The organism is Thermoflexus sp. (assembly GCF_042408365.1).
GTDB lineage: Bacteria > Chloroflexota > Anaerolineae > Thermoflexales > Thermoflexaceae > Thermoflexus.
Genome location: NZ_JBHOQJ010000192.1, coordinates 1 through 8,567 on the forward strand (window position 1 = coordinate 1; position 8,567 = coordinate 8,567).

Below are 8,567 nucleotides of genomic sequence, written 5' to 3' on the forward strand. Positions count from 1 at the left end.
GATCCGGGCGCCCAAGGCGCCCGGATCCGCCCACAACCCCCATGGGAACTCCCAGAATTAAAAAGCCCTGGGATTAAGGATCTAAGAATGCGGCTCCGAAGGATGAGGATCTGGGTTCTGGATCCATTTCTGACCGCGGAACGTAGGCTGTGGATCGACGGCTGGGCGCGCCACAGCCGGCATTCGCTCTTCGCGTTCACGCTTCATCCCCCGTCCGGACCGTTTTCCTCTTTCCGCCTAGACATCGCGCGGAATCGGGCGGAGCGCCTGGCCCGACGGATCCGGCGTTACCTCACCGGCTCCGCCGCCCGGGATCCTTCGCGCCAGCCGGCAGGCCTGCCCGATTTGGTGATTATGACAGATGGCATGGACGGAGCGGTTTTCGCTGAAGAGACCGCTGACCTGCTGGCGTCGATCCCCATTTGGGTCTACTGGCATGTCAGCGCGCTGGCCTGCCCTGAGATCTCCTCGCCGGAAGCGCGGGCAGTCGAGATCCACACCGTCCGAGCGGTCCGGCGGTGTCTGTTCCACGGGGAAAGCCAGCGCCAACGCTTCCTCGCCGCCCTCTTCCGCTATGATGAGGGGCTGGCCACCGCGATCGCGAAATCCACTGCAGTGCTGCCTCCAGGCTTCACCCCTTTCCCCACCCCATCCGAGGTCCAGCCCTCTCGTGAGCCGTTGGCCCTCTGGATCCTGCGGGGCGAACCGGAGGAGATCCCCCGGATGATCGCGGCGATGGACCATCGGGACCTGGGTCAACAAAGTTTCCGGTTGCTACTCCTAAGCGAGCGGCCGGAGATCGAGGCGAACCGAGTGATGCAGCTTCCCCACACCCTGCGCGCCCGGATCCTGGGGATCCTGAACCCGGAGGACCCGAAGGCACGACGGTGGATATCGACCGCCCGCGCCGTGGTCGAAGGAAGTATCCGGCTCCACTCCCCGATTCACCTGATGCGCATCGCCTTCGAAGGCCCATGGCCGCTGCTTCCATCTGGATCAACGCTCCTAGATCAACTTCCGGAGTCCATACGAGCTCTGTGCGCTTACAGGGACCCGAAGGATCTCGCCGAACGGCTCGCTGCCGCGCTGCAGGGCGTCCCCGGGGATCCTCAGGAGATCCGCCAGGCCCTCACGGCATGGACCTGGCCGGTGCTGGCGCCCCGGTATGATGAGCTCTGCGAGACGGCTTACGCGATGTAAGCCGCTTCTGCAGATGACGATCCTGTCAAGAGCCAAAGGCCTGCCGCCACGAGCCCGGTCCTTATCCTTTCTCAACCAGCCCCTTCAGCTCATAGAGCTTATGAAGGGCTTCCAAGGGGGAAAGGGACTCAGGGTCCAGGTTGCGGAGGGCATGGACAACCGGATGCTCGGCGAAGAGCGGCAGGGGCGCTGCAGGCGGAGGGGCCTTCGGCCGCACGGCCGGCTCCCCTCGTTCCAGCCGGCCCAGCAGCTCTCGCGCCCGCCGGATGACCGGCCGGGGCAACCCCGCGAGCTCCGCCACGTGGATCCCATAGCTGCGATCCGCGCCGCCGGGGCGGACCTGATACAAGAAGACGATCCGCCCTTCCACCTCCGCGACCGCCATATGGGCGTTGCGCACGCGCGGCAGATACGCGGCCAGGGCCGTCAGCTCGTGATAGTGGGTGGCGAAGAGCACCTTCGGCCGCCGCCTCGGATGGTTGTGCAGATATTCCGCCACCGCCCATGCGATCGCCAGGCCATCATAGGTGCTGGTCCCCCGTCCGATCTCGTCCAGCACCACCAGGCTCTCCGCGGTCGCTTGGTGCAAAATGTAGGCGGTCTCGCTCATCTCGACCATGAACGTGGAGCGGCCGGCTACCAATTCATCGTGGGCCCCGATGCGGGTGAAGATGCGATCCACCGGCCGCAGTCGGACTCGATCGGCGGGGACGAAGGAGCCGATTTGGGCCATCAGCACAATGAGCGCGACCTGGCGCAGCAGCGTGCTCTTCCCGGCCATGTTCGGGCCGGTCAGGATCAAGATCCGCCCCTCCTCATTCAGGGAAACATCGTTCGGGATGAAGCGACCGGCCAGGGCCTGCTCCACCATCGGATGCCGCCCCCCCCGGATCTCCAACACATCCTCTTCCACCAGCTCGGGGCGCACATAGCGATAACGGGCCGCCGCTTCCGCTAAGCTGATCACGACGTCTAGGTACGCCAGGGCGCCCGCGATCTCCCGCAGCCGAGGCGTCATCTCGCCCACGCGGCGGCAGAGATCCCGGAACAATTCAGCCTCCAACTCCGCCCCTCGAGCCTCCGCGTTCAGGACCATCGTTTCATATTCCTTCAGCTCGGGGGTGATGAAGCGCTCCGCGTGGACCAGCGTCTGCTTGCGGATGTAATCGGAAGGAACCTGTTGGGCGGCCGCCTTGGAGACCTCAATGTAATATCCGAAGACTTTGTTGTATCCAACCTTCAGAGCACGAATGCCAGTTCGTTCCCGCTCCCGTTGCTCCAAATCGGCCAGCCAAACCTGGGCCTCCCGGGCGATGGCCCGCCACCGATCCAACTCCTCCGAGAACCCGGGGCGGATAACCCCGCCCTCCTGCAACGTGGCCGGGGGATCCTCCACCAAGGCTTCGGTGAGCAGCTTCAACAATTCCGGGAGCGGCTCCAATGGAGCGGCCAGGGGCCGAACGGCCTCCGCTCGTGGGCCTTCCATCCGACGAAGCAGCCCCTGGATCTCTGGGAGCACGGCCAGCGCCCGACGCAGAGCGGCCAGATCCCGGGGCGAGGCCAGGCCGCTGCGCGCCCGCCCGGCCAGCCGCTCCAGGTCCGGGAGCCCTCGAAGCCGCTCGGCCAGCTGCTCCCGGGCGATTGGATCCTCCACGAAAGCTTCCACTTGATCCAGACGAGCCTCGATCGCTGCCCGATCCCGCAGCGGCTGGGAAATCCACGCCCGCAACAACCGCCCGCCCATCGGGGTGCGCGTGAAATCCAGCACGGAGAGCAAGGATCCCCTTCGGGCGTCCCCGGCCATGCGCTCAGTCAACTCGAGGTTGCGGCGGGTAGCGGGATCCAGGAGCATATACCGGGCGGTGGTGTAAGTCTCTAGGGACGTCAAGACAGAAAGAGCCTCCGGGCGGGTCTCCCGGAGGTATTGGAGGATGGCTCCCGCAGCTCGCATCGCCAGCGGTTGATCTTCCAGGCCAAACGCATGCAACGAGATCACCTGAAAGTGTTCCTGCAGCGCCGCGCGGGCCGTCCCAGGTTCAAAACGATAGGCGGGGAATGGGGTGAAATGAATTGAAGCGCCCTCCGCCGGCGCAACCGGCGGCATGGGGGGCTCGCCAGGGGCGGCCGGATAAAGGCACTCCCGAGGGGCAATGCGCCAGAGCTCCGCCTCCGCATCCCGCCGGGCCTCCGAACCGGTCCACTGAGTAGCGGCGAAATATCCTGTGCTGGCCTCGCAATAGGCCAGGCCGATCCCTTCCTCCGTCTCGATCCATGCCGCCAGATAATTCGGCTTCCGCTCGTCCAGGAGGGTCGGCTCCAGCGCCGTTCCCGGGGTGACCACCCGCACCACCCGGCGGGGCATCAGGCCGTTCACCGGCTCGCCGACCTGCTCCGCGATGGCGACCCGGTAGCCTCTCTCTACCAGGCGGGCGAGATAAGGTTCCACCGCATGATGCGGGATGCCCGCCATCGGAACACGCTGCCCTTTCCCCACCGGCCGTGAGGTGAGGACCAGATCCAACTCCCGGGCGACGATCTCCGCGTCCTCATCAAAGGCCTCATAGAAATCGCCCAGCCGGAAGAAGAGAATGGCGTCCGGGTATTGATGCTTTAGGTCCAGATACTGGCGCCGGATGGGCGTCAGGTCCTCCATATTGGATTCCTCCCTGCAAGCTGTTTTTCAGTATACACTTGACGTGGATGGCCAGTCCTCTCTCTTCTCTATAGGCTCGTCAGAAGGCGGGCCTCCAGCTCGCTGCTGTTCGACGCTGGCTGACCCGCTTTCTCTCCCTTAAGGAAAAGGAAAGCAGAGAGCGCCAAAGCACCTGCAACAAACGGCCCGACTCCAAGCCCTGGGGAAGCGGAGGAAACAGTTGAAATGGCGAGCGGAAGCTCAGACAAGGGCGGGGCGCGTCCACCCCGCGTGTTGATCATCGAGGACAATCCGAACGAAGCGCGGGCGCTTCACGATTTGTTGGTCTGGAACGGCTTCGAGGTCGCCATCGCCCCAACAGCCCGCCAGGGATGGATCAGGCTGCGTTCCTGGCGCCCCGACGTGGTGGTCCTGGATCTGGGCCTGCCCGACGCGGACGGCCTGACCGTATGCCAGGCGATGAAATCCAACCCGCAGCTCCGAGATATCCCGGTGTTGATCCTCACCGGCCGCTCCGCCATCGCCCAGCTGGTGGAGGGCCTGCGGATCGGCGCGGAGGATTACGTGACCAAGCCTTACGATCCCCGCGAGGTCCTGGCCCGGCTCCAGGCCCGCCTGCGCTTCGGGCGACGGATCGCCTCATTGAAAACCTATCATCTCTACTGGTGGAATCTGCTGCGGGCCTTCATCCCTTCCCCCATCTGGCAAGCCATGCAAAAAGCTCCGCACGAGATCACGGGTCCGGCCCGGATGCAAACCCTCAGCGTGCTGGCCGTTGCATGGAGTGGACTCCGAGAGCGGATCCAGGAAGCCGCCCGGAACGAAGGCCTTCCCGCTGGAACGCTCCATCAGGTCTTCAACCGCTATCTGAACCTGTTGTACGAGGGGGTTCAGGCGGAGGGAGGGATCCCCACGCCGCTGATGGACGGTGTGGTTCTGGCCTGGTTCAACGCCTCCCTCTCCGGCAACGACCATCCGATCCGGGCCCTGCGGGCAGCCCTGGTCCTTCGGGAACGGATCCGCCGGCTTCATTCGGAACTCCCCCCGCCCCTACGCCTCGCGCCGCGTTGGGTCCTCCACCGGGGGACCGCGCTCGTGGGGCTGATGGGAGGATCCAGTTATCTTCACTACACGCCGACCGGTGAGGCCACCGAGACCGCCCGACGCCTGGCCGGCCTGGCCCCGGAAGGGGAAATCCTCCTCACCTCGGCGTTCTATGAAGTGATCCAAGGTCTCATCCCAGCGAGACCGTGGACTGAGGCCCCTCCGTTTATCCGGACACCGCTCTATGTGGTGTCCGGGATCCCGGTGGTCGCCGAACGTCGATAAAGATGTAACGATTCAATCGTTCTAATTGGTGGCTGTGGGAGCAGAGCCGCGCGCCAAAGGCACGTGGCTCCCTCCCCACGGCCCGGAGGGCCGTGGGGAGGGAGGATCCAGGAGGGCGGGGCCGTTCCGCCCCTTCGGGGGAGCTCCGGACCAAATGTTGCCAGGCCCAATCGTTGTGCATAGTTACAAGTGAATAAGCCTTTCTAATATGGAGAGTGCAAGATGACGCCAGAGTTGATCATCGTAGGCGGTGGGCTGGCGGGGTCGGAGGCCGCCTGGCAGGCGGCCCAGCGGGGCATCCACGTCCGGCTGTATGAGATGCGGCCCCGCCGGTTCACCCCCGCCCACACGACGGAGTGGCTTGCGGAGATCATCTGTTCCAACTCCTTGGGATCAAATGAGCTGGAGAACGCCTCGGGCCTCCTGAAAGCGGAGCTGAGGCGTCTGGGTTCGCTGCTGATGGCCTGCGCCGACCGCACGGCGGTGCCTGCTGGGAAGGCCCTTGCCGTGGACCGCGAGCTTTTCGCCCGGTGCGTGACGGAGCACATCGAGGGCCACCCGCTAATCACGGTGATCCGGGAGGAGGTCACCGAGATCCCAGACCGCCCGTGCATCATCGCCACCGGCCCTTTGACCTCCGATGCCCTGGCGCGGGCGATTCAGCAACTCACCGGCCAGGAGTATCTCTATTTCTACGATGCCATCTCCCCCATCGTGGCCGCCGACTCCATCGATATGTCCATCTGTTTCAGGGGCTCCCGCTACGGCCGGGGGCAGGAGTTGGAGGGGGATTACATCAACTGTCCGATGACGAAAGAGGAATACGAGGCCTTTGTGGACGCCCTGATCCACGCCGAGACGATCGAGCTGCGGGATTTCGAGCGGGAGGATCCGCGCTTCTTCGAGGCATGCCTGCCGATTGAGGTGCTGGCCAAACGCGGGCGCGATGCCCTGGCCTACGGCCCCCTGCGGCCCACGGGCTTGATCGACCCCCGCACCGGCCGCACGCCCTACGCGGTGGTCCAGCTGCGACAGGACAACCGGGCGGGGACGATGTACAGCATGGTAGGTTTCCAGACGAACCTGAAATGGCCGGAGCAGCGGCGGGTCTTCCGGATGATCCCGGGCCTTCAGAACGCGGAGTTCCTACGCTACGGCCAGATGCACCGCAACACCTATATCAACGCCCCCGCGCTCCTGGAACCCACCATGCAGTTCCGGGGCCGGCCGGATCTCTTCTTCGCCGGTCAGATCACCGGGGCAGAGGGATACGTGGGCAACATCGCCACCGGGCTGGTGGCCGGGGTCAACGCCGCCCGGCTGCTTCGCGGCCAGCCGCCTCTTGCTTTCCCCATCACCACGATGATCGGGGCGCTGTGCGATTACCTGGCCCGCGCGGATCCGCGGGATTTCCAGCCAATGAAGGCCAACTTCGGACTGCTGCCCCCACTGGATCGCCCGGTCCGCGACAAGCGGGCGCGCGCGTTGGCGTATGCGCGCCGCGCCCTCGAGGACCTCGAGCGGTTCTGGGCCGAGAGCGGGGAGGCCGAGGGCGGGTGATCCCCTCTGGATCCGGGAAGACCGACCCCCTAAGGGGAGGACGCGGGGCAAGCGCTTTCCACCGTTACGCGGAAAGAAAACCGCCATCCACTGGGATCAACGCCCCAGTCACATAGCTGGCCATCGGCGAGGCCAGAAAGAGCACCACACGAGCCACCTCATCCGGCTTGCCCCAACGCCCCAAGGGAAGCCTCCGCTGGAAGTCGTAGCCGGCAAGCCACCATCGTGGGTGCATGGAACGCAACGCCCGGCCGATCAACCGCTGCGTCCCGGGGGTACGGATCCCGCCTGGAAGGACCGCATTCACCCGGAAACCCCATTTCCCGTAGTCTCGAGCCAACCCACGCGTCAGCGCCAGCAGCCCGGCTTTGCTGACCGTGTAGGGAATCAGATCTCTCTGGAACGGCAGGATCGCCTCAATCGTTCCCACATTGACGATCGCGCCTCCTCTTCGGCCTCGACGGGCGATCATCCCCTGACACATCCAAAGGGCTGCCTTCAGATTCACCCGCAACACGTGCTCCAGGAAATCCGGATCGACCTCTAAATATTCACGGAACGGATAAACCCCAGCGTTGTTCACCAAAATATCCGGAACCTGCGGATCCGGAAGGGTCTTCCAGAAGGCCCGGATGGCCTCCTCCGAACTCAAGTCCATCGGGAACCATTGCACCTCCACCCCCATCGCGCGAATCCGGGCCGCGAGCCGCTCCAGAGCCCCCTCCTGGATGTCCACCAACAGCATCGCAGCACCCGCTTCGGCGAAGCGCATCGCGATCGCCTCACCGATCCCTGAGGCAGCGCCGGTGACCAGCGCCCGATGTCCGCGCAGCGAAACCAGCTCCGTGATGGGAACCATCGCTTCGCCCTCCCTCCGCCCGTTCATTGACCGATGGGCGGTTGGATTTCGATCGGCCGATCGAAATCGGAGAGCGTGAGCTCCCACACGGTGGGATCCCGGGGATCGCTCTCCAACTCCACCAGGCGCGCCCGCCGGATCCGAAAGGTTCCCCCCTCCACCCACATATCCACCCGCAACCGCCCGGCGATCATCCCCACCGACCACTCCTCCAGCGGCCCGCTCTCCAGCTCCCCTTGCAGGTGATAGGCCATCCCACTCTCCAGCTTCTCCTGCCCGATCACGCGCAGCGGGGCGCGGGCCATGAGGGCCGGAACCCCTCGCTCCGCATCGAAGAACCACCGAGGGTCCATCACCACGCCCCGCTCGGGGGTCAATTCCTCCCAGCGCTCGACCCCGGCGAGCGCGATCCACGTTCGATCCCCCAGGCGGACGATCCGGAGCTCGGTGACGACGCCCAGGCTGAACACGCGGACAACGCCCTGCATCGCGTCCGGGTTCACCACATCCCCCTCCACCCACCGAAGCATCATCGTCCGTGCAGCATCTAGATAATCCGGAGCTCCCGTCCGCTCCAAAACGAAGTGGGCGCTCCGCATCCGGGCCATGGCCTCGGCGGATCGCGCCATGATCTCGGAGGCAGAGAGGGCGGGAAGCCGCCCCGGCGCCCAGCATCCGAGCAAGAGCGCCCCCAGCACCCATCGCCATGCCCAACGCGCCATTGGATCACACCTCGGATCGTCTGTTCGCAAGAAGCAGATGGATACTCAAACGCCCTCCTACGAACCAAATCCCGTTCGCAGTGGGGCACTTATGAACAAGCGAATTTGCACATCCCACGCTGAGGATCCAACGTGAAGGAGGTGAAGCTTCCTCTTTTCTACCTCTTTTCTACTTTTCTACCTCTCCCCACGGCCTGAAGGGCTGTGGGGAGGGGGAGAATAGATATTTTGGGGGCGAGCTGGG

Annotated in this window: 6 protein-coding genes; 3 read left to right on the plus strand and 3 right to left on the minus strand. The window is 64.8% G+C overall.

Going from position 1 to position 8,567, the window contains the following annotated elements; translation table 11 throughout:
* Window positions 1-102 precede the first annotated feature (102 nt).
* A complete protein-coding gene (locus ACFMO5_RS09075) occupies window positions 103-1,200 on the plus strand; it encodes a hypothetical protein (protein WP_376792430.1) in 1,098 nt (365 codons plus the stop codon).
* Between the two features lie 61 nt (window positions 1,201-1,261).
* On the opposite strand, the gene mutS is transcribed toward ACFMO5_RS09075, so the two are convergent.
* Window positions 1,262-3,853, minus strand: coding sequence for a DNA mismatch repair protein MutS (gene mutS, locus ACFMO5_RS09080; RefSeq protein WP_376792431.1), 2,592 nt, complete (start codon window positions 3,851-3,853; stop codon window positions 1,262-1,264).
* Window positions 3,854-4,078: 225 nt separating this feature from the next.
* On the opposite strand from mutS, the gene ACFMO5_RS09085 reads away from it, so the two are divergent.
* Window positions 4,079-5,182, plus strand: a complete 1,104-nt coding sequence (locus ACFMO5_RS09085) for a response regulator (RefSeq protein ID WP_376792432.1) — start codon at window positions 4,079-4,081, stop codon at window positions 5,180-5,182.
* A 222-nt stretch (window positions 5,183-5,404) separates the two neighbouring features.
* Window positions 5,405-6,742 carry a methylenetetrahydrofolate--tRNA-(uracil(54)-C(5))-methyltransferase (FADH(2)-oxidizing) TrmFO gene (gene trmFO, locus ACFMO5_RS09090; protein ID WP_376792433.1) on the plus strand — a complete coding sequence of 446 codons (1,338 nt, stop codon included), beginning with the start codon at window positions 5,405-5,407 and terminating at the stop codon, window positions 6,740-6,742.
* Window positions 6,743-6,806: 64 nt separating this feature from the next.
* Here the strand turns inward: trmFO and ACFMO5_RS09095 are convergent, their stop codons facing one another.
* Together ACFMO5_RS09095 and ACFMO5_RS09100 are read right to left on the minus strand one after the other, a co-directional pair.
* Window positions 6,807-7,601, minus strand: coding sequence for an SDR family NAD(P)-dependent oxidoreductase (locus ACFMO5_RS09095; protein ID WP_376792434.1), 795 nt, complete (start codon window positions 7,599-7,601; stop codon window positions 6,807-6,809).
* Window positions 7,602-7,624: 23 nt separating this feature from the next.
* On the minus strand, window positions 7,625-8,323 hold the full coding sequence (locus tag ACFMO5_RS09100) for an LppX_LprAFG lipoprotein (protein WP_376792435.1): 699 nt from the start codon (window positions 8,321-8,323) through the stop codon (window positions 7,625-7,627).
* Between the last annotated feature and the right edge of the window lie 244 nt (window positions 8,324-8,567).

What these genes read in the sequence shown, in the direction of transcription:
- ACFMO5_RS09075 (WP_376792430.1), top strand. Translation starts at nt 103, where the DNA reads ATGAGGATCTGGGTTCTGGATCCATTTCTGACCGCGGAACGTAGGCTG.
- mutS (WP_376792431.1), bottom strand. Translation starts at nt 3,853, where the DNA reads ATGGAGGACCTGACGCCCATCCGGCGCCAGTATCTGGACCTAAAGCAT.
- ACFMO5_RS09085 (WP_376792432.1), top strand. Translation starts at nt 4,079, where the DNA reads ATGGCGAGCGGAAGCTCAGACAAGGGCGGGGCGCGTCCACCCCGCGTG.
- trmFO (WP_376792433.1), top strand. Translation starts at nt 5,405, where the DNA reads ATGACGCCAGAGTTGATCATCGTAGGCGGTGGGCTGGCGGGGTCGGAG.
- ACFMO5_RS09095 (WP_376792434.1), bottom strand. Translation starts at nt 7,601, where the DNA reads ATGGTTCCCATCACGGAGCTGGTTTCGCTGCGCGGACATCGGGCGCTG.
- ACFMO5_RS09100 (WP_376792435.1), bottom strand. Translation starts at nt 8,323, where the DNA reads ATGGCGCGTTGGGCATGGCGATGGGTGCTGGGGGCGCTCTTGCTCGGA.